We start from the raw sequence: 23,148 nt of genomic DNA, 5'->3' as shown, positions 1-23,148 counted from the left end.
GCCATGCAGACGCGAGCCGAGTTCGACCAGCTGTCCGGGAACTACGCGAAGAACCGCTTCCCTGCGGACGCGACCGTCGAGGACATGAGGCGCGCGTTCTCGGGCGGCGCCGTGCCACCGCCGGCCGGGGTCGCCTCGGCACTCCGGCGGCCGGGAGGCCGGCCCGCGATCGAGCTGCGCCCCGACGGCGCCGGAGAGGGGATCCTCCTCTACCTGCACGGCGGAGGCTTCGTGCTCGGATCCGCGGAGACCGGCGTCGGCGTGGCCGCGGGCCTCGCCGTGCGGACGGGCGCGACGGCGTACTCGCTCGACTACCGGCTGGCGCCGGAGCACCGGTTCCCCGCGGCCGTGGACGACGCCCTCGCCGCGTACGCCGAACTCGCCGATCGGCACGGAGCCGGCCGGCTCGTCATCGCCGGCGACTCGGCGGGAGGCGGACTCGCGGTGGCCACGCTCCTCGCGGCACGGGAAGCCGGGCTCGGCATGCCGGCCGCCGCCGCCGTGTTCTCCCCGCAGACCGACCTCACCCTGAGCGGCGCCTCCTTCACCGGACGCGACGGAGACGATCCGCTGTTCCGCCCGGACGACATCGCCGCATACGCACGCCGCTACCTTCCCGAGCACGACGCAGAACAGGCGGCGCGCTCGCCGCTGGCGAGCCCCGTCTTCGCGGATCTGAGCGGCCTTCCTCCGTTGCTGATCCAGGTGGGCAGCAGAGAGCTGCTGCACGACGACGCGCTCCGTCTCGCGGTGAACGCGGCCCACGCCGACGTCGACGTGACACTGGAGTCCGCGGCACGGGCGCCGCACAACTATCAGACGGCCGTGGGTGCGCTCGCCGCGGCCGATCGCGCGCTCGACCGCGCGGCCGTCTTCCTCGCCGACCGCCTGGCGGAGCGCGCCGCGGCGTCAGCGGACTGAGTCCTCAACCGCTCGCGTCCGGGCGGCCGCGGATCCCCCCGGTGCAGTCCGCCCCGGGGCGCCGGCGGCGGCACCCGGATAGGGTCGGAGGAATGACGGACGCGACGGACTACTCGACCCCCGCGCAGGTGCATCGCATCGCCGAGGACTTCCGGCGCCGTCGTACCCGCATGCTCGTCGCCTTCGCGTGCGTCGAGGCTCCGGTGCTGGTGGGCGCGATCGTGGTCGTCTACGTGCTCAAGCTCGTGGATCCGCAGTTCGGCATGTGGCTCGTCGTGGGTGTGGCGGTGATCAGCGGGATGGCGCTGAGCGCTCTGATCCTCGGTCAGATCAGGGCTGAGCAGCGGGCCATCCGCGAGGTTGGCGGTACGCCGTTTCCGTCGTCCAGCGGCCCGACGTTCTGATCCCCTGCTGATCCACGACGTCTGAGCGGCGGTCGTCGCGCCGCCTCGGACGCGGTCGGCGAGACGCCGGCACCGCACCTCCCACGTGCGCCCCGGTACCCTGGAAACCATGCTCAACATGGCCGAATCCCTCGCGCGCCTGGGCGCCCTCGCCGAGAATCCGGTCGTGCGGATCCTGGCCGATGCGTTCGCCGACGCCGGGTTCGACCTCGCGGTGGTGGGCGGCCCGGTGCGTGACGCCCTGCTCGGCAGGGTCACCCACGATCTCGACTTCACCACGAACGCGCGTCCCGACGACATCCTCCGCCTCGTCAAGCCCCTCGCGACGGCGCACTGGGACATCGGGCGCGAGTTCGGCACGATCGGCGCGCGTGTGCACGGCGAGCAGGTCGAGATCACGACCTACCGCGCGGATGCCTACGACGGCGTCACCCGCAAGCCCGTCGTGCAGTTCGGCGGCGACATCGACGGCGACCTCGTGCGTCGCGACTTCACGGTGAACGCGATGGCGTTCCTGGTTCCCCAGCAGCGCCTCGTGGATCCGACCGGGGGAGTGGAGGACCTCATCGCCGGTCTCCTGCGCACCCCGACGGCACCCGAGGTGAGCTTCGGCGACGACCCGCTGCGCATGCTCCGTGCCGCCCGGTTCAGCGCCCAGCTCGGCTTCGGGATCGAGGAGGGGACGCTCGCGGCGATCGCCGAGCTGCGGCAGACGCTAACGATCGTGAGTCCGGAGCGCATCCAGGCGGAACTCGTACGGCTGCTGCAGTCGTCGGACCCCGTGCGGGGGATCCGCGTGCTCGTCGACACCGGCCTCATCGACGAGTTCCTGCCCGAGGTGAGCGCGCTGCGCCTCGAGATCGACGAGCACCATCACCACAAGGACGTATACGAGCACTCGCTGACCGCCCTGGAGCAGGCCATCGCGCTCGAGCGGGAACGCCACCCCGACGAGCCCGCCGACGCGATCCTGCGTCTGGCCGTGCTGCTGCACGACATCGGCAAGCCGCGCACCCGCCGGCTCGAGCCGGGCGGCGCGGTGAGCTTCCACCACCACGACGTCGTCGGATCCCGCCTCGCCCGCAAGCGTCTGCAGGCGCTGCGGTTCGACAAGGAGTCGACCGATGCGGTCGCGAAGCTCATCGAGCTGCACCTGCGCTTCTTCGGCTACGCGGAGGGGGCGTGGACCGACTCGGCGGTGCGCCGCTATGTGCGCGACGCGGGCGACCAGCTCGAGCGGCTGCACATCCTCACCCGTGCGGACGTCACGACCCGCAACCGGCGCAAGGCGGCACGTCTCGCCTCGGCGTACGACGACATCGAGCAGCGCATCGCCGACCTCCGCGAGCAGGAGGAGATCGACGCGATCCGCCCCGAGCTCGACGGCAACGACGTGCAGCGGATCCTCGGCATCGCGCCGGGACGCGAGGTCGGCGAGGCGTACCGCTTCCTGCTCGAGCTCCGTCTCGACGAAGGCCTCATCGGCCCCGAGGCCGCCGAGCAGCGCCTGCGCGACTGGTGGGCCGCGCGGGGCTGAGGCTCACCGATCTGCGTCGCCCGCCCGGGTGGTGCGGAACTCAGTCGATTCGGTCTCCCCGGAGCCGATCGGCCGGTCGAAGCGCGGTAGCGACGGAGTTCGGAACCGGGCGGTCGGCGGACTGCCGGTGATGATCGCCGCGTAGCGCCGCCTCGACGAGGTGCGTGAGATCGATCGAGACGATACGGGGTTCGGGCACGGTTCAGCCCGCCGGGGTGCTCGTCGGCGACGGGACGGGCGTCGGAGTCGGCGAGGCCGTCGGAGAGGGCGGCGTCGACGATCCCGGAGTCGGAGCGGCTGCAGGCGTGAGCGCCCGATCAGGTGCGCGCAGGAAGGGCGGAACCGGATCGGTCGTGGAAGTGAGCGTTCCGGCATTGAGATCGGTGTAGCGCCCGAGTTGCAGGGGGTACACGTTCCATACCGGACGCGCCTGCGCATCCCGGAACGGAACTACGGTGCTCTCACCGCTGGAATCGACGTATCCGGACCCGCTGTCGAGGTCCTCGCTCGCAGTCCCGAAAAGGTCGACAGGGGTGCCCCGGTTCGTGTAGATCTGGGCGCCGTTGATGAGATTCCCGTCCTTGTCGTAGACGAAGAGGTTGTCGATCTGCTCGCCGTCGAGCCGAAGACCAGGCGGCGGGGGGACGTAGCTCGCCTGCGGATACATCGTCGCGCTTGCGAATCCGAAGAGCACGGGGGAGAAGACCATCGGGAACGCGAGCACAGCGATGATGCTCGCAACCGTGCGGATGTGACGCAGCGGATTCCGAGGCAGCCAACGGCCTCGGCCCCACTGCACGCTCACGAGGATGACCGCGATGATCAGGGCCCAGGTGAACACCTGCGCAGGCAGACCCCCGTATCCCGCCATCGTCCTCGGCCCCAGACCCGCGGGGATCACGACGAGAGCTGCGAGCACAAGCCCGCGCAGCACCCACCACACCGGGCGCAGCGCGATCAGCAGATCCAGCAGCCAGCTTCCGAAGGCCGATGAGCGGATCCGTCCGACGATCCGCCCTGCAGCCGCGGCGAGCCGCTCGCGCCACGGCGTCCTCGTCGTCGTGATCGGGCCGCGCTCGGGGAGACCTGCGGCGTCGCGCAGCTCCTGCGCATAGGCGGCGGGATCCCCCAGGTCGATCTGGCCGCCGTGGTCCGCGGCCTGATCTGACAGGTCGCCCACGAGCCCCTCGACCAGGTCGTCGACCTCGTCCGCGGGAAGGTCGGCGAGCTGTGCGCGCACGGCCTCGGCGAAGCCGTGGATCCGCTCGGCGGCGGTGAGGGTCGTGTCGTTCATCGCTGAGCTCCTTCTGTGAGGATGCCGGTGGGGTTGACGGGGGGATGGAACAGAGGATGCGGCGTCGGCGCGCCGGGGGCACCCTTAGCCGAGGTCGGGACATGGGGGGCGAGCAGACCTGACATCGCCACGGCGAACTGCGACCAGGTCCCGATCTGCTCGTCGAGCATGTGCTTGCCCTGCGTCGTGATCGCGTAGTACTTGCGGTGCGGTCCGCCGTCGGAGGGGACGACGTAGCTCGAGAGCGCGCCTGCGGAGTAGAGCCGGCGCAGCGTGCCGTACACCGAGGCGTCGCCGACGTCGCCGATCCCGGCCTCGCGCAGGCGGCGCACGATGTCGTACCCGTATCCGTCCTCGTCGCGAACGACCGCGAGCACCGCCAGATCCAGCACTCCCTTGAGCAGCTGCGTGGTGTCCATTCACCCTCCTCTGCAGAGTCGGCCACTGCGTTGCTCCGCACACTACCACGCAACGCACAGTAGTACCGAGTGCGGCGCACAAGGGTCGCGCGCACAGGGTCCGGCCGCGCGCGGGGTTCTGCGGGCGCGGCGGTCTCGCGGGGCGCAACGGTCCCGGGGTGCGCCGCGGCCGGCGGATCGGTGCGGACTTAGCCGTTCGCCTGCAGGCGGAGTCCGGCCAGGAGCAGGTGCAGGCCGCCGAGGAACTGGTCGCGATCGTCGTGACCGTCGAACTCGTCGATGATGTGGTGGATGTAGGGGAACTCCCGCGCATCCAGTGCACGCCACTGCGCAGTGGCGCCCGCCATGTACTCCTCTTTGCTCATCTCGCCGGAGATGACGGCCTCGGGCGGTTCCTGTCCGAGGTCGGCCGCGCTGCCGATCACGTAGCCGACCACGGCCGAGGTCGCGTGGAACGACTGCCGCGCGGTCAGGTCGAGGCGCAGGACCTGCTCCCCGATCCGCTCGTAGAGCCGCAGGGAGTGGATCTGCACCGCGGTGTTGCGCAGCACGTACGCGCCCAGCCACGGGCGGTCGACGATCGCGTCGAACATCGTGACGGCGATCGTCCGCAGATCCTCGATGGGATCCTCCCCGCCGACGTCGGCGGTCGCGTCCAGCACGCCGCCGATGACCGAGTCGGCCGCGAGGTCGAGCAGCTCGTCGCGTCCCGACACGTACCAGTACACGCTCGCCACGCCGCCGCCCAGCCGTGCGGCCAAAGCGCGGATGGTCAGGCCCTGCGCCCCGGACTCATCGAGGATCTCCACCGCACCCGCCAGGACCGACTCGAGCGAGTGGGAGGCGCGGGAGCGCGTGCGGGGGCCGCGTTGCCGGGAGGGGCCGCCGCTTTGCTGCGGTGTGGTTGCCATGGGTCCATCCCACCATGCGGATCGCCTCGACGCGGGAGGCGCTTGCACATCATCGAACATCGTTCTATTGTATCGAACAGTGTTCGAGCATCGAACATTGTTCGAGTCATCGTCCGATCGGAGGAATGCCATGACCGACGCACCCGTTCTCACCCCCACTCGCACCTACCCGTCTCTGCGGGCGGCGTGGATCCCGCTCGCCGCCCTCTGCCTCGCCTTCTTCGTGGAGATGGTCGACAACACCCTCCTCTCGATCGCGCTGCCGACGATCGGACGCGAGCTCGGCGGGGACACGACAGCGCTGCAGTGGATCACCGGCGCCTACTCGCTCACCTTCGGCGGTCTGCTGCTGACGGCCGGCTCGATCGCGGACCGCTTCGGACGCCGCCGCGTGCTGCAGATCGGTCTCGCCCTTTTCGGGCTGATCAGTCTCGCCGTGCTGCTGGTCGCCACGACCGGCGAGCTCATCGCGCTGCGCGCCCTGCTCGGCATCGCCGCCGCCGCGATGGCGCCGATCACCAACTCCCTCGTCTTCCGGCTGTTCGACGACGAGAAGCTGCGGATGCGCGCCATCACGCTCATGATGGTCGTCGGCATGTCCGGCTTCGTGCTGGGCCCGCTCCTCGGCGGCACGATGCTCGCGCACCTTCCCTGGCAGTGGCTGCTGCTCGTGAATGCGCCCATCGCGCTGATCGCCGCCGCCGGTGTCCATTTCGGCGTACCGGCCGACACCGCGGACGGGCTCACCAGGGACCGCCTCGACCTGCCGGGAGCGGCCCTGAGCATCCTCACCATCGGCCTCGCCTGCTATCTGCTCACGAGCGGCATCGAGAACGGCTGGATCTCGCCGATCACCCTCGCGGTCGGGATCGGCGCCGTGGTGGCGCTCGCACTCTTCATCCTCCGCGAACGCCGGGCGGCCGCGCCGATGCTCGACCTGTCCCTCTTCCGGCAGGGCACCGTGCGCGGAGCGGCCATCGCCCAGATCGGCACCTCCGTCGCGATGGCGGGCGTGATGTTCGCCCTGATCCTGCACTTCCAGTACGCGTGGGGCTGGTCGCCGCTGCAGGCGGGACTGGCGAACCTGCCGCTCATCGCCACGATGATCCTCGCCACCCCCGTGACCGAGTGGCTCGTCCGCAGGTTCGGACACCGGGTCGCGTGCCTCATCGGCGCAGGACTGCTCGCGGCGGGTCTCGGCCTCATGGCCTGGGCCGTCCAGCAGAACTACTTCGCGATCGCGCTCGCGATGATCGTCATGACGGTGGGACTGCGCACGGTCATGACGATCTGCGCCGTGGCGCTGGTCGGCGCGATGCCCGAGAACCGCACCTCGATGGGCGCCGCCCTGAACGACACCGCCCAGGAACTGGGCACCAGCGTCGGCACGGCAGTCGTGGGCACGCTCATCGCCGCGCTCGTCACGGTGACGCTCCCCGCCGGGGCGTGGGAGCCGGCGCTCGTTGCGTCCTTCTTCCACGGCGAGCAGGTGGTGTTCGCGGTGCTCGCCGTGGCGGTGGGCCTCATCGCCGGCATCGGCGCCCTCACCCTCACCGATGCGCGCACCGTCGACGAGCACGAGGCTCCGGCCTGACACGACGGGACCGCCGCGGCCGGGCCGCGCCGCCGTACACTGGATCCACTCCGTCGCCGACGATCGGAGACTCCGTGTCCTCGCCCTGGCAGCCCTCCCGCGATCCTGCACCCGCCGCATCGCGTCTGCTCATCGAGCGCGCGCATGAGGAGCTCGTGGCCGGCAACGTCGATGACGAGCGCCTGCAGAGCGTCCGGTCGCTCGTGCGCGAGTCGTGGGAGCGGTCGTGGCGGCAGCGCGTCGGCGCCGAAGGACTGCCGCCGCTCGACTTCACCCCGGATGCCCTCGACGCGTACCGGCTCGCGCATCCCCTCGCCGGGGCGATGGACACCATCCGGGCTCTGCTGCTGCCGGGCTCGGCGGACGATTCCGGCGTCATCGTCGCCGTCGGCGACCACGCCGGGCGCCTGCTGTGGGTCGAGGGCGACCTGAACCAGCGGATCCTGTCCGGCGAGATGGGCTTCGTCGAAGGGGCGAACTGGTCGGAGCGGGCGGTCGGGACCTCGGCTCCCGGCACGGCGCTCGAACTCGGCGCCTCGGTGCAGATCCACGGCGCGGAGCACTACAACCGGCTCGTGCAGCCGTGGTCGTGCACGGCCGCGCCCGTGTTCGACCCGGAGGACCGGCGCATCCTCGGGGTGATCGACGTCACCGGAGGGCGCGAGGCGGCGAGCCCGCAGGCCCGCATGCTCGTCGACGCCACCGCGCGGGCCGTCGAGGCCGAGCTGCTCGTGGCGCGGCTCCGTGCCCGCGCCGAGCCCGCGGTCCCCGCCGCAGCACCGCTGCGGAGGCAGACCCCCGACCGCGCCACGTTGCGGGTCCTCGGCCGGGACCGGGCCCGCCTGGAGGTGGCGGGGGACGACGGCGAGCGATCGGTCGAGCTCAGCGCCCGGCACGCCGAGATCCTGCTGCTGCTCGCCGTGCACCGGCAGGGACTCAGCGCCGAGCGGCTCGCCGAACTGGTGTACGGCGAGGGATCCTCGGCCGACACCCTGCGCCCCGAGATGGTGCGCCTGCGCAAGGCGCTGGAGCGGATCTGGCCGGCCCTCGTGCCCGAGTCGCGGCCCTACCGGCTGACGGTGCCTCTCGAGACGGATGCACAGGTCGTGCTGTCGCTGCTCGACCGCGGCGCGCACCGCGTGGCCCTGAGCGCCTACCGCGGACCGGTGCTGCCGGACTCGACGTCGCCCGGCGTGGAGGAGTACCGCGAGTCGGTGCGCTCCACCCTGCGCGAGACGATGCGGACCGAGGCGAGCGTCGACGTGCTGCTGAGCTACGCCGAGATCCCCGAGGGCGCCGACGACGCCGAGATCCTGCGGCTGTGCCTGGAGCTGCTCCCCGCGCGCTCGCCGAAGCGGGCGGGCCTCGTCAGCCGCATCGAACGGCTCGAACAGGCCTGAGGCGCGCCCCCGGCGGCGCTGCGTTGTCTCCTGTCCCTCCGCGTGCTCGCTCCACGACCCGGGGGCGCAACCGGATGCAACGTGACGCACGGGGTCGCAACGTCCCCGCGCCTAGCTTCGAGGCACATCCACCCGCGCGGCATCGGAGCCGCGGTACGTCGAAGGAGACGCGATGACCATCATCGAGGAGAGCGTGTCGACCGCCTACGCGGCCCCGGGGCAGCCGGGCGCGCTCGCGAACTTCCGCCCGCGCTACGGGCACTACATCGGCGGCGAGTTCGTCGAGCCCGTCAAGGGCCAGTACTTCGAGAACGTCAGCCCCGTCAACGGCAAGCCGTTCACGGAGGTCGGCCGCGGCACCAGCGAGGACATCGACCGCGCCGTCGACGTCGCATGGAAGGCGTTCGCGAGCTGGGGCAAGACCAGCCCCGCCGAGCGCGCCAACGTCCTGAACCGGATCGCGGACCGCATCGAGCAGAACCTCGAGATCATCGCGATCGCCGAGACCTGGGAGAACGGCAAGCCGATCCGGGAGACCCTCGCCGCCGACATCCCGCTCGCCGTCGACCACTTCCGCTACTTCGCCGGCGTGCTGCGGGCCCAGGAGGGCGGCATCAGCCAGCTTGACGAGAACACCGTGGCGTACCACTTCCACGAGCCGCTCGGCGTGGTCGGGCAGATCATCCCGTGGAACTTCCCGCTGCTCATGGCCACCTGGAAGCTCGCCCCGGCGCTCGCCGCGGGCAACTGCGTCGTGATCAAGCCGGCGGAGCAGACCCCGGCGTCGATCCTCTTCCTCTTCGACATCATCGGTGATCTGCTGCCGGCCGGCGTCGTGAACATCGTCAACGGCTTCGGCATCGAGGCCGGCGCCCCGCTCGCGCAGCACAAGCGGATCCGCAAGGTCGCCTTCACCGGTGAGACCACCACGGGCCGCCTGATCATGCAGTACGCGTCGCAGAACCTCATCCCGGTGACGCTCGAGCTCGGCGGTAAGAGCCCGAACGTCTTCTTCGAGGACGTGGCGAGCTCCACATCCGACCCGTACTACGAGAAGGCGCTCGAGGGCTTCACGATGTTCGCGCTCAACCAGGGCGAGGTCTGCACCTGCCCGTCCCGCGCCCTCATCCAGCGCTCGATCTACGACGGCTTCCTCGCCGACGGCCTGGAGCGCGTGAAGAAGGTCGTGCAGGGCAACCCCCTGGATCTCACCACGATGATCGGTGCGCAGGCGTCCAACGACCAGCTGGAGAAGATCCTCAGCTACATCGACATCGGCACGCAGGGCGGCGCGCGGCTCCTCACCGGAGGGGAGCGGGTCGACCTCGGCGGCGACCTCAGCGAGGGCTACTACGTCGCGCCGACCGTGTTCGAGGGCACGAACGACATGCGGATCTTCCAGGAGGAGATCTTCGGGCCGGTGCTGTCGGTGACGAGCTTCTCCGACTTCGACGACGCGATCTCGATCGCGAACGACACGCTCTACGGCCTCGGCGCCGGCGTGTGGAGCCGCAGCGGCGACACGGCCTACCGCGCCGGCCGGGCGATCGAGGCGGGCCGCGTCTGGACGAACACCTACCACCAGTACCCCGCGCACGCGGCGTTCGGCGGCTACAAGCAGTCCGGCGTCGGCCGGGAGAACCACAAGATGATGCTCGACCACTACCAGCAGACGAAGAATCTCCTCGTCTCGTACGCAGAGGGGCCGATGGGCTTCTTCTGATCCGGATCCCCAGGAGCGGGCGGGCACCTCTCGAGGGTGCCCGCCCCGCATCACGAGAGGAGGGGACGATGCCCGAGTTCGGTCGCGTCGACGTCACGGCCGAGGCGGCGGCGCTGCTGCGGCAGCTGACCGCGCAGCATGGCCCGCTGATGTTCCACCAGTCCGGCGGCTGCTGCGACGGCTCCGCACCCATGTGCTATCCGGTGGGGATGTTCCTCACGGGGCCCGGCGACGTGCTCCTCGGCGCCCTCGACGTCGGCCTGCACGACGCGGTGCCGGTCTACATGTCCGAGTCGCAGTTCGAGTACTGGAAGTACACGCACCTCACGATCGACGTCGTCGACGGACGCGGATCCGGGTTCAGCGTCGAGGCGCCGACCGGCAGGAGGTTCCTGACCCGATCGCGAATGCTCGATCAGGCCGAGCTCGAGCACTTCTCGCTGGCCTGAACCGGCAGGGGCCGGCCGTCGATGCGACGGCCGGCCCCTGGATCCCGGGTGTCAGCGGGTGCGGTCGATCTGCATCGCCAGCAGGGTGATGAGCTCGTAGACGACGTGGCTCGCGGCGATGCCGGTCAGCTGGGCGTGGTCGTAGGCGGGGGAGACCTCGACGACGTCGGCGCCCACGATGTTCGTGTCGCGCAGGCTCCGCAGGATCCGCAGGAGCTCCCGGCTGGTGAGTCCGCCGGCCTCGGGGGTGCCGGTGCCGGGGGCGTGCGCGGGGTCGAGCACGTCGATGTCGATCGACACGTACAGGGGTGCGTCGCCGATGCGGCTCAGGATCCGCTCGATCGCGGCCTCGACCCCGTGCTCCTCGATCGCCTCGCTCGTGACGATCGAGAATCCGAGACGCGCGTCGTCCTCGAGGTCGCTCTTGTCGTAGAGCGGGCCGCGGGTGCCGACGTGGCAGCTGGCGGTCATGTCGATGAGACCCTCCTCGCTCGCCCGGCGGAACGGGGTGCCGTGCGTGATCGGGGCTCCGAAGTACGTGTCCCAGGTGTCGAGGTGCGCGTCGAAGTGCAGCACCGCGACCGGACCGTGCTCGCGCGCCACTGACCGCAGCAGGGGCAGGGCCAGGGTGTGGTCGCCGCCGATCGTGACGACGCGGGAGACCCGCTCGCGGAGCGTCGTCACGGCGCGGTCGGTCTCCTCGACGGCCTCGGTGATGTCGAACGGGTTCAGCGCGAGGTCGCCGGCGTCGACGACCTGGGTCCGCGCGAAGGGCGAGAAGTCCTGGGCCGGGTTGTACGGGCGGAGCAGGCGCGACGACTCGCGCACGTGCGAGGGCCCGAACCGCGTCCCGGGGCGGTAGCTCACGCCCGAGTCGAACGGCGCCCCGACCACGGCGATGTCGGCGTGGTCGACCTCCTCGAGCCGCGGCAGGCGCGCGAAGGTGGCGAAGCCCGCATAGCGGGGGGTGAGGGAGGCATCGACGGGGCCGATCGGAGTGGTCATGCGCGGTCCTTCTGTTCTTCCGGGGAGGGATGGGCGTTCGGCTGCACGACGTGCACGAGGCGGACACCGCCGCCGGCGATCGCCGTGCGGATCGCGGAGGCGAGATCTTCGCCGGCCTCGACGCGTTCGCCTTCGGCGCCGAAGGCGCGGGCGAGGGCGGGCCAGTCCGGCTGCACGAGGTCGACGCCGACCGGGGTCATTCCGCGATCCACCTCGTTCTGTCGGATCTCCGCATAGCCGCCGTTGTCGACGCACACGATCGTGAGGTCGAGGCGCTGCTCGACCGCCGTGGCGATCTCGTTGACCGCGAACATGAGCGCACCGTCGCCGACGACCGCCACGACGGGCCGGTCCGGCTGAGCGACCCGCGCGCCGATCGCGGCGGGGAGTCCGTACCCGAGCGTCGCGTACGTGGGCGTGTACAGCAGCGCGTGGGGGCCGGAGCGGCGGAGCACGTTCGCGAGGGCGAGGTAGACGATCTGCGACGAGTCGCCGGCCACGATCGCGTCGTCGGGCAGTGCCGTGGCGATCTCCTCGGCCAGTGCGACGGTCGCCGGGGCGGCCTCCCGGATCTCCCGGAGGATCCCGGCGCGGACGTCGTCGAGCGCGGGCGTGCGCGGCGGGGCAGGAGGCAGGGCGTCTAGGACCCGCTCCAGGACCGCGCGGGCGTCGCCGCGGATCCCGATCGCGGGGTCGAGGTTCTTCGCGAGCTGCCCCGCGGCGATGTCGACGCGCACCACCGCGCCGCGCGCCTCCAGCCGCGGCGCCCACAGCTCGGCCTCACCGAGCTTGGATCCCACGACCAGGAGCACATCGGCGTCCTCGGCGACCGCACGGGCCGCCGCCAGGCGCAGGTTGGCGCCGAGGGAGAGCGGATGGAGCTCGTCGAGCGCCCCCTTGCCGTTGAGCGTCGTGAGCACCGGGGCGCCGAGGCGCTCGGCGAGAGCGGTCAGCGCCACGGCGGCACGGGTCGCACCGCCGCCGGCGACGATGACGGGTCGCTGCGCCGCGCCGAGCAGGGCGGCTGCTTCGGCGACCGCCGCCGCGTCGCCGCCCTCGGCGGCGGGAAGGGGGCGGGGCAGACGGTCGGCTGCGGGAACCCCGGCCGGGGCCTCGAGCACGTCCAGCGGAACCTCGATATGCACGGGCCGCGGGCGTCCGGTGCGGAACAGGGCGAACGCGTCGTGGACGGCGGCGACCGCCTCCGCGGCGGAGCCGACGCGGCGCGACCACTCGGCGATGGCGCCGACCATCGCCGAGGCATCCTTCGTCTCGTGCAGGGTGCCGACGTCGGCGAACTCCGCGCCGAGGGCGACCCCGGGGGAGAGCACGATCAGCGGACGCGACTCGCAGAAGGCGGTGCCGACGGCGCTCATCGCGTTCTGCAGCCCGGGACCGGAGGTGGTGATCACGACGCCGGGGAGTCCGCTCTGCTGCGCCCAGCCGTCGGCGCCGTACCCGGATCCCTGCTCGTGCCGGTTCGTCACGACCCGGAAGCCCAGGTCGGCGAGCGGGCGGTAGAACTCCAGGTTGTGCGTGCCAGGGATGCCGAACACGGCGTCCACCCCGTAGTTGCGGATCGTCTCCAGGACGGCGCGGCCGGCGGTGTCGGCGTACGGGTCGGTCTCGATCGTCATCTCTTCGTCCCCTCAGGCCGCGCGGTGCCGCGGCTCGCCGTCGACCCAGGTCTCGAGCACCCTGATCCGGCCGATCCGCTCGGGATCCGCCTCGAGCACATCCTCGTCCAGCACGACGAAGTCGGCGAGCTTGCCGACCTCGAGGCTGCCCAGGTCGTCCTCGCGGCCGAGGGAGACGGCTCCCTCGATCGTGTGGGCGCGCAGGGCGGACAGGGCGGAGATGCGCAGGTCGTCCGGGCCGAGGCGGTGGCCGCGGCGGGTGACCCTGGTCACGGCCGCCTGGATCGCCTCGAGCGGGATCGGGTCGGCAACGGGCGCATCGGACGAGATCGTGACGGGAACCCCGGCGCGCTCGAACTCGCCCAGGGGATTGAAGCGCTCGCCGGGTGTCCCGATCGCCTCTTCGACGCCCTCGCCCCAGTTGTAGTAGTGCTGGGGCTGGTTGACCGGGCGGATCCCGGCCGCCGCCATGCGTGCGATCTGCTCGGGGGTCGGCAGCCCGCAGTGCTCGATGCGGTGGCGGGCGTCGTCGTCGGGGTGCTCCCCGAGCGCGGCCTCGATCGCCGAGACGACCATCTCGATCGCCGTGGGCGACTGTGCGTGCGTGGCGGTCTGCAGGCCTGCCGCGTGTGCGCGCCGGATGAGGGCGGCGTACTCGGCGGGCTCGTGGTACAGCTGCCCGGTGCGGCAGGGGTCGCCCACGTAGCCGTCGGGGAAGTAGGCGGTCCAGCCGCCGAGGGTGCCGTCGGCGTAGAACTTGATGCCCGCGAAGCTGAGGCGGGCGTTGCCGAACTGGCCGACGAGTCCCATCTCCAGCGCCTCGTCGAGCAGATGCGAGAGCAGGTACATCGAGATGCGCAGCGGCAGCCGGCCGGCCTGCGCGAGCCGCAGGTACATGTCGAACTCGCGGCGACTCACCTGGGCGTCGCCGATCGCCGTGACGCCGCCCGCGAGGAAGCGCGAGGTCGCGACGTCGAGCTGGCGCAGATGCTCTTCCGGCTCGTCCGCGAGGTGGAAGTTCGGGCCGTGGTGTCCGACCTTCACGCCGTGCACGCCGGTGAGGATGTTGCAGGCCGCGTCCGACAGCTCGCCGGTGAGCTCGCCGTCGGCGTCGCGGAAGAACTCGCCGCCGGCGGGGTTCGGCGTCTCACGGTCGATCCCGCTGCGCTCGAGCGTGTAGGAGTTCACGACGCCGCCGTGCCCGGAGGCGTTCATGAGGTAGACCTCGCGGTCGGTCGCGACCTCGTCGAGCTCGAACCGGGTGGGGTGGCGCTGCTCGGCGAGATTGCGGTGCTCATAGCCGTAGCCGCGCACCGGGCGCCCTGCGGGGAGCGCGGCGGCCGCCTCCTGCAGCAGGGCCACGATCTCGGGGATGCTTGCGGCCTTCTCAGGACCGCAGTCCACCCACGTCATCATCTGGCCGTACATGAGCGGGTGCGCGTGGGCGTCGATGAAGCCGGGCACGATCGTCGCATCGCCGAGGTCGACCTGCTCCGGCGTCAGGCCGGCAGCCTCCGCCACCGCTCGGCACTCGGCCGGGGAACCGGTGGCGAGGATCCGTCCGCGATCGACGAGCATCGCCGTCGCGGTGGTGGCGGACGCGTCGAGCAGGTGGATCGCGCGGGCGAGGACGAGCCGGGGGGTCGTCTGCGGCGACTGGTCGAAGGGGACGAGCTTTCTCATGGCAGCCTGTTCGCGGTGGTGTCGGTACGGGGGGTGAAGGAGTCGGTGACCGGGGCGGCGTCGGAGTGCTGCGGCGCCAGCCGGGTGCAGATCCCGGCGAGCACGGCCATTCCGACGAACATCGCGATGACCGACCAGACGCTGCCGGTCCAGGCGACGAGCTGCGTCGCGAACCAGGGCGAGAAGCCGGCCCACACCGCGGCGCCGACGCCGTAGGAGAGTGCGATCGAGGTGTAGCGGGCCTGCGGCCGGAACATCTGCGCGAGGATCGCGGCGATCGGCGCGTACGTCGCGCTCATGGCGATGCGCACGAGCGAGGCGAAGAGGAAGATGAGCGGCTCGACCCTGCCCGGCATGAGCAGCAGGAACGGCGCGAACGTCAGCACGGACGTGATCAGGCCGATGTACATCACGTTCTTGCGGCCCCACTTGTCGCCCAGCCAGGCGACGGGGAGCGTGACCACGAACTCCACGAACGAGGCGATCGTCATCGCGTCGAGGATCACCTGCTCGCTGATCGAGATCGGGGCGCCGGTCGCGTAGGCGGTGGCGAACGTGGTCGCGAGGTAGTAGCCGCCGGTCGAGATCGGCAGGATCCCGATGCCCAGCAGGATCGGCCGCCAGTTCGCGCGTAGCGCGAAGGCCAGCGGCATCGACTGCTTGCGACCCTCGATCTTCTCCTCGAAGACCGGGGACTCCTCGACGCGGTACCGCACCCAGAAGCCGACCGCGATGAGCACGATCGAGAGCAGGAACGGGATGCGCCAGCCACCGTTCCGGATGAAGTCCTCTCCGCCTCGCGACATGATGGCGAAGATGCCCGAGGCGAGCAGGGCGCCGGCCGGGTTTCCGAGCTGGGTGAACCCGCCGTAGAAGGTCTTCGACTTCTCCGGGGCGTGCTCGACGCTCATGAGCACGGCGCCGCCCCATTCGCCGCCGACGGCGAGGCCCTGGAGCGCGCGCAGCAGGATCAGCAGGATCGGGGCCAGGATGCCCACGTTCTCATAGGTGGGCAGGCATCCGACGAGCACGGTCGAGGCGCCCATGAGCAGCAGGGTGATGACGAGCGACACCCGGCGGCCGAGCTTGTCGCCGATGTGGCCGAACAGGATCCCGCCGATCGGGCGGACGAGGAAGGCCACCGCGAAGGTGGCGAAGGCCGCAGAGGTCTCGGCGAGCGGGTCCTTGCTGGGGAAGAACAGCGGGCCGAAGACGAGCGCCGCCGCCGTGGCGTAGACGTAGAAGTCGTACCACTCGATCGTGGTGCCGACGAAGGCCGCGAGCCCGGCGCGCCGGGCCTTGGTGTGGGTGGAGGTCATGCCCGCTCCTTTGCGGTGTCAGGGATGCGAAGGATGCTAGGGGCGGATTCGAGCCCGTGCAACGTCAAAAGTTGCGTCCGCGAGCCTGTAGGCTGGAGTATTGTTCGCAGTTGTGCGCATCCTGACTCCGTTCCGCGACGTGAACCGGGTCATGACTGCGATTGTGACAGCTTCGGAATCCAAACCGGGAAAGTCGGGGATCGCCTGAATCATGTCCGATTTCGACGCAGAACTCATCCGCGCGCTCCGTGAGGACGGGCGGGCGAGCATCCGCTCGCTCGCGGCGGCACTGGGTCAGACGAGGACCGCGGTGGCGTCGCGCCTGCGCCTGCTGCTGGACGATCGGACGATCCGCATCATCGGCGCGGTGGATCCGTTCTTCCTCGGACAGCACGTGATCGCGCACGTCTCGATCCGCACGGCCGGCGCGAGCGCCGGAGTCGCCGCGGCGCTCCAGGCGCGGGAGGAGACCGTGTTCGTGTCGGCGATCGGCGGCGTCTACGACCTGGTGGCGGAGGTGCGTCTCGGCACGATGCCGGAGCTGCACGCGGTGATCGAGGACATCAGGGCGATCCCGCAGGTGCTCGATGTGAACACCCTCGTCTACACCTCGGTCGTGAAGGGCCCGTTCGTCTCGAGCTATCGCGGCGACGTCGTGCTGGACGAGACCGACACCGCGCTCATCGAGCTGCTGCAGGAGGACGGACGGATCAGCTTCCGCGCCCTCGGCGAGGTCGTGCGGCTGTCGCCGTCCGCGGTCGCGACCCGGGTCCAGCGGCTCCGCGCGGCGCACGTCATCCAGATCGGAGCCGTGGAGGCGCGTGGTCCCGCGCACCGGAGGCAGTCGATGGGCGTGGGGCTCAGCCTGCTGGGCGACGACGACGCCGTGCTCTCGGTGGTGCGCACCTGGCCCGGCGTGGACTTCGCCGCCCGCACGATCGGCCGTTTCGACGCTGTGATCACGTTCGTGGAGCCGACGCCGGGGGCGCTGCACGCGGGCCTCGAACAGCTGCGCTCCCTGCCCGGGGTGTCCCACACCGAGGCCTGGCTGCACCTCGCCGTGCTCAAGGAGGACTACGCGCGCCAGTTCCCGCACGGCTCGGAGGCGTGAGCGGATCCGCGGCAGGAAGATCTCCGGCGGAGGTCACGTCTCGGACTCGGATCTCCCGAGAAATGCGCAGGCGTGCATACAATCGGGTGTCCCGTGCGCCGTGAACCCTGACGGCCATGGATGTTGCGGTCGCACTGAAGCGCGGCCACGGAACCGATACAGAGGTGTATATGTCATTCCACAGCACTCGAGGCCGTCTCGGTCTCGCCATCGGCGCGCTCGGCGCCACAGCCCTCGTGCTCGCGGGCTGCGCGACGAGCAGCACGGGCGGCGGGGGGTCGACCGGAGGATCCTCCGGCAGCACGATCACGGTCGGCACGACCGACAAGATCACGTTCCTCGACCCGGCTGGTTCGTACGACAACGGCTCCTTCGCCGTGATGAACCAGATCTACCCCTTCCTGATGAACAGCAAGTACGGCACGGCGGAGGTCACCCCCGACATCGCCGAGTCGGCGGAGTTCACCTCCCCGACCGAGTACACGGTGAAGCTCAAGAAGGGTCTGAAGTTCGCCAACGGCGACCCGCTGACCTCCGCGTCGGTGAAGTTCTCCTTCGACCGCATGGTCAAGATCAACGACCCCAACGGCCCGGCGGCGCTGCTCGGCAACCTGGACAGCACCGCTGCGCCGGACCCGACCACGGTCGTCTTCACGCTGAAGAACGGCAACGACCAGATCTGGCCGCTGATCCTCTCCAGCCCGGCGGCGCCCATCGTCGATGAGAAGGTCTTCTCCGCCGACAAGGTCACCGACGACGACACCATCGTCAAGGGCAAGGCCTTCGCCGGTCAGTACGAGATCACCGACTACAAGAAGAACCAGCTCATCTCCTACAAGCCGTACGCCGGCTACGAGGGCGAGCTGGGCAAGGCCGCCAACAGCCAGGTCAACGTCAAGTACTTCGCCGACGCCTCGAACCTGAAGCTCGCGATCGGCAACGGCGACATCGACGTGGCGTACCGCAGCCTGTCGGCCACCGACACCGAGGACCTCAGCAAGAACAAGAAGGTCAAGCTCGTCGAGGGCCCGGGTGGCGAGATCCGCTACATCGTCTTCAACTTCAACACCATGCCGTTCGGCGCGACCACCCCCGAGGCCGACCCGGCCAAGGCGCAGGCCGTGCGCCAGGCCGCGGCCGACCTCATCGACCGCGCGGCCGTGGCGAAGGACGTCTACAAGGACACCTACAGCCCGCTGTACTCGTTCGTCGCGGACGGCATGTCCGGCGCCACCACGCCGCTGAAGTCGATGTACGGAGACGGCAACGGCGGTCCGTCGCTCGACAAGGCGAAGAAGGTCCTCGCGGACGCCGGCGTGACCACCCCGGTCACCCTGAACCTGCAGTACAACGGCGACCACTACGGCCCGTCCTCGGGTGACGAGTACGCGGCCTACAAGGCACAGCTGGAGGAGGGCGGCCTGTTCACCGTCAACCTGCAGAGCACCGAGTGGACCCAGTACTCCAAGGACCGCACGGCGGACGTGTACCCCGAGTACCAGCTCGGCTGGTTCCCGGACTACTCCGACGCCGACAACTACCTGTCGCCGTTCTTCCTCAAGGAGAACTTCCTCGGCAACCACTACGACAACCCGGCGGTCAACGACCTCATCGTGAAGTCTCAGACCGAGACCGACAAGGACAAGCGCATGGCCGACCTGGCTCAGATCCAGGACATGGTCGCGAAGGACCTGTCGACCCTGCCGATCCTCCAGGGCAAGCAGATCGCGGTCGTGGGCTCCGGCGTCTCGGGTGCGACCCTCGACGCCTCGTTCAAGTTCCGCTACGCGCCGCTGACGAAGTAGCGCACCTTCAGACGGGGCACCGCCGCACACGCGACGGTGCCCCGTCTTCGTCTCCGGGCCCTTCCACGGGCTCGGGGACCATCACTCCCGATCTCCTCACAAAGGTTCTCCATGGCCGTTGATGTCCTCGCCGCAGATCCCGCGGCGACGCGCCCGAAGTCCTCCGGAGGAGGACTGTGGCGCTACATCCTGATCCGCCTCGTGCTGATCATCCCCACCGTCCTCATCCTGGTCACCCTGGTCTTCTTCCTGATGCGGATCACCGGCGATCCCATCACCGCCGCCCTCGGCGGACGCCTGCCCGCAGCGCAGCTGGCGCAGCGCGTGCACGAGGCCGGCTACGACCGGCCCGTGCTCATCCAGTACTTCGAATACCTCGGCAACATCCTCCGCGGAGACTTCGGCACCACCATCACGGATGGCCAGAAGGTCACCACGGTGCTGCTGACCTACGGATCCGCCACCCTCGAACTCGCGATCTATGCGCTCATCGTCGCCTTCGCGGTCTCGATCCCCCTCGGCCTCATCGCCGCGCACCGCCGCGACAAGTGGCAGGACGCGTCGCTGCGGATCATGGCGATCCTCGCGTACGCGACGCCGATCTTCTTCGTCGGCCTGCTGCTGAAGCTGGTCTTCTCGGTCTGGCTCGGCTGGATGCCGGTCTCGGGGCGCGCGAGCACCCAGACCGAGCTGCTGATGAGCGGCGTGAGCACCCCGACGGGGATCTACCTGCTCGACGCGATCCGCCTGGGCAACGGGCCCGCCATCCTCGACGTGCTGTGGCACGCGGTCCTGCCCGCGCTCGCGCTCGGGCTGCTCACCGCGGGCGTGTTCCTGCGGCTGATCCGCACGAACGTGATCGGCACCCTCGGCCAGCAGTACGTGACCTCGGGCCGCTCGCGCGGCGTGAGCGAGTACCGCCTGGTCACCAAGCACGCGTTCCGCCCGGCGCTGATCCCGATCATCACGGTGATGGGGCTGCAGATCGCGATGCTGCTCGCAGGAGCCGTGCTGACCGAGACGACCTTCGAGTGGAAGGGCATCGGCTTCATGCTCAGCGAGTACCTGAAGGCGCGCGACTTCGTCGCCGTGCAGGGCATCGTCGTCATGATCGCGGTCATCGTCGCGGTGACCAACTTCATCGTCGACATCGTCGCCGCCATGATCGACCCGCGGGTGAGGTACTGAGATGACCGTCGACAACACCCCCGAACCCGTGATCGACCGCGATCTGCCCACCCCGAAGACCGAGGCGCTCGCGGCCCAGGCGCCGCGCAAGCGCCGCTGGAGCGAGCGGATCCCCGTGATCTCGCAGCTGCGTCAGAGCGTCGGGCTGCAGCGCGGCATGCTCATCACCGGCCTCGTCATCACCGGCCTCTTCGTGCTGGTCGCCATCCTGGCGCCCGTCCTCGCCCCGTACTCGTGGGCGCAGCAGTCCGTGAACGGCGTGAAGTTCGGCACGCAGCAGCCGCCGAGCGCCACCAACCTCCTGGGCACCACGGTCAGCGGCTTCGATGTGCTCTCGCGCGTGATCTGGGGATCCCAGACGGCACTGCTCGTGATCCTGGCCGCGATCGCCTGCTCGATCTTCGTCGGGATCGCCCTGGGTCTGCTATCCGGCTACTTCGGCGGCTGGCTCGACCGGACGCTCGTGGTGATCGCGGATGCGATCTACGCCTTCCCGTCCCTGCTGCTCGCCATCGTCATGTCGATCGTGATCAGCCACGGCCAGTCGAGCCTGTGGTCCGGCATCATGGCCACGGCGCTGTCGATCACCGTGGTGTTCGTGCCGCAGTACTTCCGCGTCATCCGCGCCGAGGTGGTGCGGGTGCGCGCCGAGCCGTTCGTCGAGTCGGCGAAGGTCATCGGCGTGCCGACCCGCAGGATCCTGATCCGTCACGTGCTGCGCAACTCCACGCGCTCGCTGCCGGTGGTGATCACGCTCAACGCCTCCGAGGCGCTGCTGACCCTCGCCGGACTCGGCTTCCTCGGCTTCGGGATCGAGGCGACCTCGGCCGCGGAGTGGGGCTACGACCTCAACCGCGCCGTCGCGGACGTCACCAGCGGCATCTGGTGGACGTCCATCTTCCCCGGCCTCGCGATCGTGCTGGTGGTGCTCGGCATCACCCTCGTCGGCGAGAGCCTGAACGACCTGAGCGATCCGCGACTGCGCACCCGCCGTCGCGCGGGAGGTGCGGCATGACCGGCACGATGACGAACACCGGCCTTCCCGATGTGGCGGAGATCCGCGGGCTCAAGGTGCGCTTCGCGACCGACGGCGAGCCCGTCGACGCGGTCAAGGGCATCGACATCCAGGCGCATGCGGGCGAGGTGCTCGCGATCGTCGGCGAGTCCGGATCCGGCAAGACCGTCACCGCCAACGCCCTGCTCGGACTGCTCCCCGAGACCGCCACCATGTCGGGTGCGGTCATCGTGCGCGGCCGCGGCGGCGAGACCGACGTGGTGCATGCCACGCCGGCGAAGCTGCGCGCGATGCGCGGGCGCGACGCCGCGATGGTGTTCCAGGAGCCTTCGACTGCCCTGAACCCCGTGTACACCGTGGGCTGGCAGATCGCGGAGGGCCTGCGGGCCCACCACGAGGGCAGGCTCTCCAAGAAGGAGGCGAAGGCGAAGGCCGTCGAGATCCTCCGCAAGGTGGGCATCCCGGATCCCGACAAGCGCGTCGACGACTTCCCGCACCAGTTCTCGGGCGGGCAGAAGCAGCGCATCGTGATCGCGATGGCCCTCGTGCTGAACGCGGGCCTCATCATCGCGGACGAGCCGACCACCGCCCTCGACGTCACGGTGCAGGCCGAGATCCTCGAGCTGCTGCGCGCCTGCCGCGACGAGTTCGGCGCGACGATCGTGCTCATCACGCACAACATGGGCGTCGTGGCCGACCTCGCCGACCGGGTCGTGGTGATGCTGCGGGGAGACATCGTCGAGCAGGCGCCCGTGGGCGAGCTCTTCGCCAACCCGCGGCAGGAGTACACCCGCGAGCTGCTCGCCGCCGTGCCGCACGTCGGGCAGGGCAAGTCGGCTCTGGCGGACTCGACCGCGGAGGGCGCCGCCGGTGCGCCGCCGGAGGGCAGCCTCATCGTCGCGCAGGCCTGCGAGATCGGCTACCCCGGACGGTTCGGCCGAGGCGGGGTCGTCGCGGTAAAGGGCATCGACTTCCACGTCGGTCCCGGCGAGGTCGTGGGCCTCGTCGGCGAGTCCGGATCGGGCAAGACCACGATCGGCCGCGCCGTCGTCGGTCTCACGACCGTGGTCGGCGGATCGCTGCGCGTGCTCGGCCAGGAGATGAACGGCGTCAAGCAGCGACAGCTGGCGCCGCTCCGGCCCGAGATCGGGTTCGTGTTCCAGGATCCGGCGACGAGCTTCAACCCGCTGCTCTCGATCGCGGAGTGCATCGCGGAGCCCCTCGTCGTGCACGGCCGGGCGACGAGCGTCGCCGCCGCCCGTGCCCGCGTGGACGAGCTGCTGGACGCGGTGCGGCTGCCGACGAGCTTCGGCGACCGCTACCCGCACGAGCTGTCCGGCGGTCAGCGTCAGCGCGCCTCGCTCGCGCGCGCCCTGGCCCTGGATCCGAAGCTCCTCATCGCGGACGAGCCCACCAGTGCGCTGGACGTCTCGGTGCAGGCGAAGGTGCTGGACCTGTTCGTGCAGCTGCAGGCCGAGCTCGGCTTCGCGTCGCTGTTCATCAGTCACGACCTGGCCGTGATCGACGCCGTCTCCGACCGGATCATCGTGCTGCGGCAGGGACGGATCCAGGAGCAGGGCACGACCGCGCAGGTGCTCAACGATCCGTCGAGCTCCTACACCAAGGAGCTGCTCGCGGCCCTTCCCGTGCCGGATCCCGTGGAGCAGGCCGAGCGCCGAGCGCTCTGGCAGGCAGTGCGCCGAGGCGCCTGACCCGCCCCCGGTCGGGGTCGT

Annotated in this window: 18 protein-coding genes and 1 pseudogene; 12 read left to right on the top strand and 7 right to left on the bottom strand. The window is 70.4% G+C overall.

Features of this window, described 5'->3' with window-relative positions; all coding sequences use genetic code 11:
- Positions 1-3 precede the first annotated feature (3 nt).
- The 3 genes from WFJ17_RS03590 to WFJ17_RS03580 all read left to right on the top strand — a co-directional run bounded on the left by WFJ17_RS03590 (position 4) and on the right by WFJ17_RS03580 (position 2,862).
- Positions 4-921 (top strand): alpha/beta hydrolase, encoded by a 918-nt coding sequence (locus WFJ17_RS03590; RefSeq protein ID WP_336647684.1) that lies wholly within the window; start codon positions 4-6, stop codon positions 919-921.
- Between the two features lie 92 nt (positions 922-1,013).
- A complete protein-coding gene (locus WFJ17_RS03585) occupies positions 1,014-1,325 on the top strand; it encodes a hypothetical protein (protein WP_336647683.1) in 312 nt (103 codons plus the stop codon).
- A gap of 109 nt (positions 1,326-1,434) precedes the next feature.
- On the top strand, positions 1,435-2,862 hold the full coding sequence (locus WFJ17_RS03580; protein ID WP_336647682.1) for a CCA tRNA nucleotidyltransferase: 1,428 nt from the start codon (positions 1,435-1,437) through the stop codon (positions 2,860-2,862).
- Between the two features lie 202 nt (positions 2,863-3,064).
- On the opposite strand, the gene WFJ17_RS03575 is transcribed toward WFJ17_RS03580, so the two are convergent.
- From WFJ17_RS03575 to WFJ17_RS03565, 3 genes and pseudogenes are all read right to left on the bottom strand, one after another.
- Positions 3,065-4,156 carry a hypothetical protein gene (locus tag WFJ17_RS03575; RefSeq protein ID WP_336647681.1) on the bottom strand — a complete coding sequence of 364 codons (1,092 nt, stop codon included), beginning with the start codon at positions 4,154-4,156 and terminating at the stop codon, positions 3,065-3,067.
- 110 nt (positions 4,157-4,266) lie between these two features.
- Positions 4,267-4,575: pseudogene (locus WFJ17_RS03570) on the bottom strand (PadR family transcriptional regulator); the annotation flags it as partial.
- 188 nt (positions 4,576-4,763) lie between these two features.
- The gene (locus WFJ17_RS03565) at positions 4,764-5,486 is read right to left on the bottom strand and encodes a TetR/AcrR family transcriptional regulator (protein WP_295033544.1); all 723 of its coding nucleotides are present in this window, start codon (positions 5,484-5,486) and stop codon (positions 4,764-4,766) included.
- 130 nt (positions 5,487-5,616) lie between these two features.
- Between WFJ17_RS03565 and WFJ17_RS03560 the strand changes: the two genes are divergently transcribed.
- The 4 genes from WFJ17_RS03560 to WFJ17_RS03545 all read left to right on the top strand — a co-directional run bounded on the left by WFJ17_RS03560 (position 5,617) and on the right by WFJ17_RS03545 (position 10,652).
- Positions 5,617-7,080 carry an MFS transporter gene (locus tag WFJ17_RS03560; RefSeq protein WP_336647680.1) on the top strand — a complete coding sequence of 488 codons (1,464 nt, stop codon included), beginning with the start codon at positions 5,617-5,619 and terminating at the stop codon, positions 7,078-7,080.
- Positions 7,081-7,154: 74 nt separating this feature from the next.
- Complete coding sequence (locus WFJ17_RS03555) at positions 7,155-8,480, top strand: GAF domain-containing protein (RefSeq protein ID WP_251443777.1); 1,326 nt, start codon at positions 7,155-7,157, stop codon at positions 8,478-8,480.
- A 172-nt stretch (positions 8,481-8,652) separates the two neighbouring features.
- Positions 8,653-10,203, top strand: coding sequence for an acetaldehyde dehydrogenase ExaC (exaC, locus tag WFJ17_RS03550; RefSeq protein ID WP_251443774.1), 1,551 nt, complete (start codon positions 8,653-8,655; stop codon positions 10,201-10,203).
- A 68-nt stretch (positions 10,204-10,271) separates the two neighbouring features.
- Positions 10,272-10,652, top strand: coding sequence for a DUF779 domain-containing protein (locus WFJ17_RS03545; RefSeq protein WP_336647679.1), 381 nt, complete (start codon positions 10,272-10,274; stop codon positions 10,650-10,652).
- A gap of 51 nt (positions 10,653-10,703) precedes the next feature.
- Here WFJ17_RS03545 and speB read toward each other — a convergent pair whose 3' ends face one another.
- From speB to WFJ17_RS03525, 4 genes are read right to left on the bottom strand one after another with little or no spacing between them, the layout of a single operon-like run.
- On the bottom strand, positions 10,704-11,657 hold the full coding sequence (gene speB, locus WFJ17_RS03540) for an agmatinase (RefSeq protein WP_336647678.1): 954 nt from the start codon (positions 11,655-11,657) through the stop codon (positions 10,704-10,706).
- Positions 11,654-13,294, bottom strand: a complete 1,641-nt coding sequence (locus WFJ17_RS03535) for a thiamine pyrophosphate-binding protein (protein ID WP_336647677.1) — start codon at positions 13,292-13,294, stop codon at positions 11,654-11,656. The genes speB and WFJ17_RS03535 overlap by 4 nt, the downstream gene beginning before the upstream one ends.
- Positions 13,295-13,306: 12 nt before the next feature.
- Entirely contained in the window at positions 13,307-14,977 is a 1,671-nt protein-coding gene (locus WFJ17_RS03530) for an amidohydrolase (protein ID WP_336647676.1), read from the bottom strand.
- On the bottom strand, positions 14,974-16,296 hold the full coding sequence (locus WFJ17_RS03525; protein ID WP_251443761.1) for an MFS transporter: 1,323 nt from the start codon (positions 16,294-16,296) through the stop codon (positions 14,974-14,976). The genes WFJ17_RS03530 and WFJ17_RS03525 overlap by 4 nt, the downstream gene beginning before the upstream one ends.
- Before the next feature lie 211 nt (positions 16,297-16,507).
- Here WFJ17_RS03525 and WFJ17_RS03520 point away from each other — a divergent pair, with 211 nt between their 5' ends.
- The 5 genes from WFJ17_RS03520 (at position 16,508) to WFJ17_RS03500 (ending at position 23,127) form a co-directional block, all read left to right on the top strand.
- On the top strand, positions 16,508-17,407 hold the full coding sequence (locus tag WFJ17_RS03520) for an Lrp/AsnC family transcriptional regulator (RefSeq protein ID WP_251443758.1): 900 nt from the start codon (positions 16,508-16,510) through the stop codon (positions 17,405-17,407).
- Positions 17,408-17,577: 170 nt separating this feature from the next.
- On the top strand, positions 17,578-19,212 hold the full coding sequence (locus WFJ17_RS03515) for an ABC transporter substrate-binding protein (RefSeq protein WP_251443755.1): 1,635 nt from the start codon (positions 17,578-17,580) through the stop codon (positions 19,210-19,212).
- Between the two features lie 111 nt (positions 19,213-19,323).
- On the top strand, positions 19,324-20,400 hold the full coding sequence (locus tag WFJ17_RS03510; RefSeq protein ID WP_251443753.1) for an ABC transporter permease: 1,077 nt from the start codon (positions 19,324-19,326) through the stop codon (positions 20,398-20,400).
- A gap of 1 nt (position 20,401) precedes the next feature.
- On the top strand, positions 20,402-21,415 hold the full coding sequence (locus tag WFJ17_RS03505; protein WP_251443751.1) for an ABC transporter permease: 1,014 nt from the start codon (positions 20,402-20,404) through the stop codon (positions 21,413-21,415).
- Entirely contained in the window at positions 21,412-23,127 is a 1,716-nt protein-coding gene (locus WFJ17_RS03500; RefSeq protein WP_336628122.1) for an ABC transporter ATP-binding protein, read from the top strand. Before WFJ17_RS03505 ends, WFJ17_RS03500 begins: the two co-directional genes overlap by 4 nt.
- Positions 23,128-23,148: the final 21 nt, after the last annotated feature.

Source organism: Microbacterium sp. MMO-10 (genome assembly GCF_037148715.1).
In the GTDB taxonomy this organism is placed as follows: Bacteria; Actinomycetota; Actinomycetes; order Actinomycetales; family Microbacteriaceae; genus Microbacterium.
The sequence above is the reverse complement of the archived record's forward strand: the minus strand, read 5'-3'. Positions and strand labels throughout refer to the sequence as shown.

Coding starts and splice junctions, on each gene's coding strand:
- WFJ17_RS03590 (WP_336647684.1), top strand. CDS start 4: ATGCAGACGCGAGCCGAGTTCGACCAGCTGTCCGGGAACTACGCGAAG.
- WFJ17_RS03560 (WP_336647680.1), top strand. CDS start 5,617: ATGACCGACGCACCCGTTCTCACCCCCACTCGCACCTACCCGTCTCTG.
- WFJ17_RS03525 (WP_251443761.1), bottom strand. CDS start 16,296: ATGACCTCCACCCACACCAAGGCCCGGCGCGCCGGGCTCGCGGCCTTC.
- WFJ17_RS03565 (WP_295033544.1), bottom strand. CDS start 5,486: ATGGCAACCACACCGCAGCAAAGCGGCGGCCCCTCCCGGCAACGCGGC.
- exaC (WP_251443774.1), top strand. CDS start 8,653: ATGACCATCATCGAGGAGAGCGTGTCGACCGCCTACGCGGCCCCGGGG.
- WFJ17_RS03510 (WP_251443753.1), top strand. CDS start 19,324: ATGGCCGTTGATGTCCTCGCCGCAGATCCCGCGGCGACGCGCCCGAAG.
- speB (WP_336647678.1), bottom strand. CDS start 11,657: ATGACCACTCCGATCGGCCCCGTCGATGCCTCCCTCACCCCCCGCTAT.
- WFJ17_RS03535 (WP_336647677.1), bottom strand. CDS start 13,294: ATGACGATCGAGACCGACCCGTACGCCGACACCGCCGGCCGCGCCGTC.
- WFJ17_RS03580 (WP_336647682.1), top strand. CDS start 1,435: ATGCTCAACATGGCCGAATCCCTCGCGCGCCTGGGCGCCCTCGCCGAG.
- WFJ17_RS03585 (WP_336647683.1), top strand. CDS start 1,014: ATGACGGACGCGACGGACTACTCGACCCCCGCGCAGGTGCATCGCATC.
- WFJ17_RS03520 (WP_251443758.1), top strand. CDS start 16,508: ATGTCCGATTTCGACGCAGAACTCATCCGCGCGCTCCGTGAGGACGGG.
- WFJ17_RS03500 (WP_336628122.1), top strand. CDS start 21,412: ATGACCGGCACGATGACGAACACCGGCCTTCCCGATGTGGCGGAGATC.
- WFJ17_RS03505 (WP_251443751.1), top strand. CDS start 20,402: ATGACCGTCGACAACACCCCCGAACCCGTGATCGACCGCGATCTGCCC.
- WFJ17_RS03515 (WP_251443755.1), top strand. CDS start 17,578: ATGTCATTCCACAGCACTCGAGGCCGTCTCGGTCTCGCCATCGGCGCG.
- WFJ17_RS03530 (WP_336647676.1), bottom strand. CDS start 14,977: ATGAGAAAGCTCGTCCCCTTCGACCAGTCGCCGCAGACGACCCCCCGG.
- WFJ17_RS03545 (WP_336647679.1), top strand. CDS start 10,272: ATGCCCGAGTTCGGTCGCGTCGACGTCACGGCCGAGGCGGCGGCGCTG.
- WFJ17_RS03575 (WP_336647681.1), bottom strand. CDS start 4,156: ATGAACGACACGACCCTCACCGCCGCCGAGCGGATCCACGGCTTCGCC.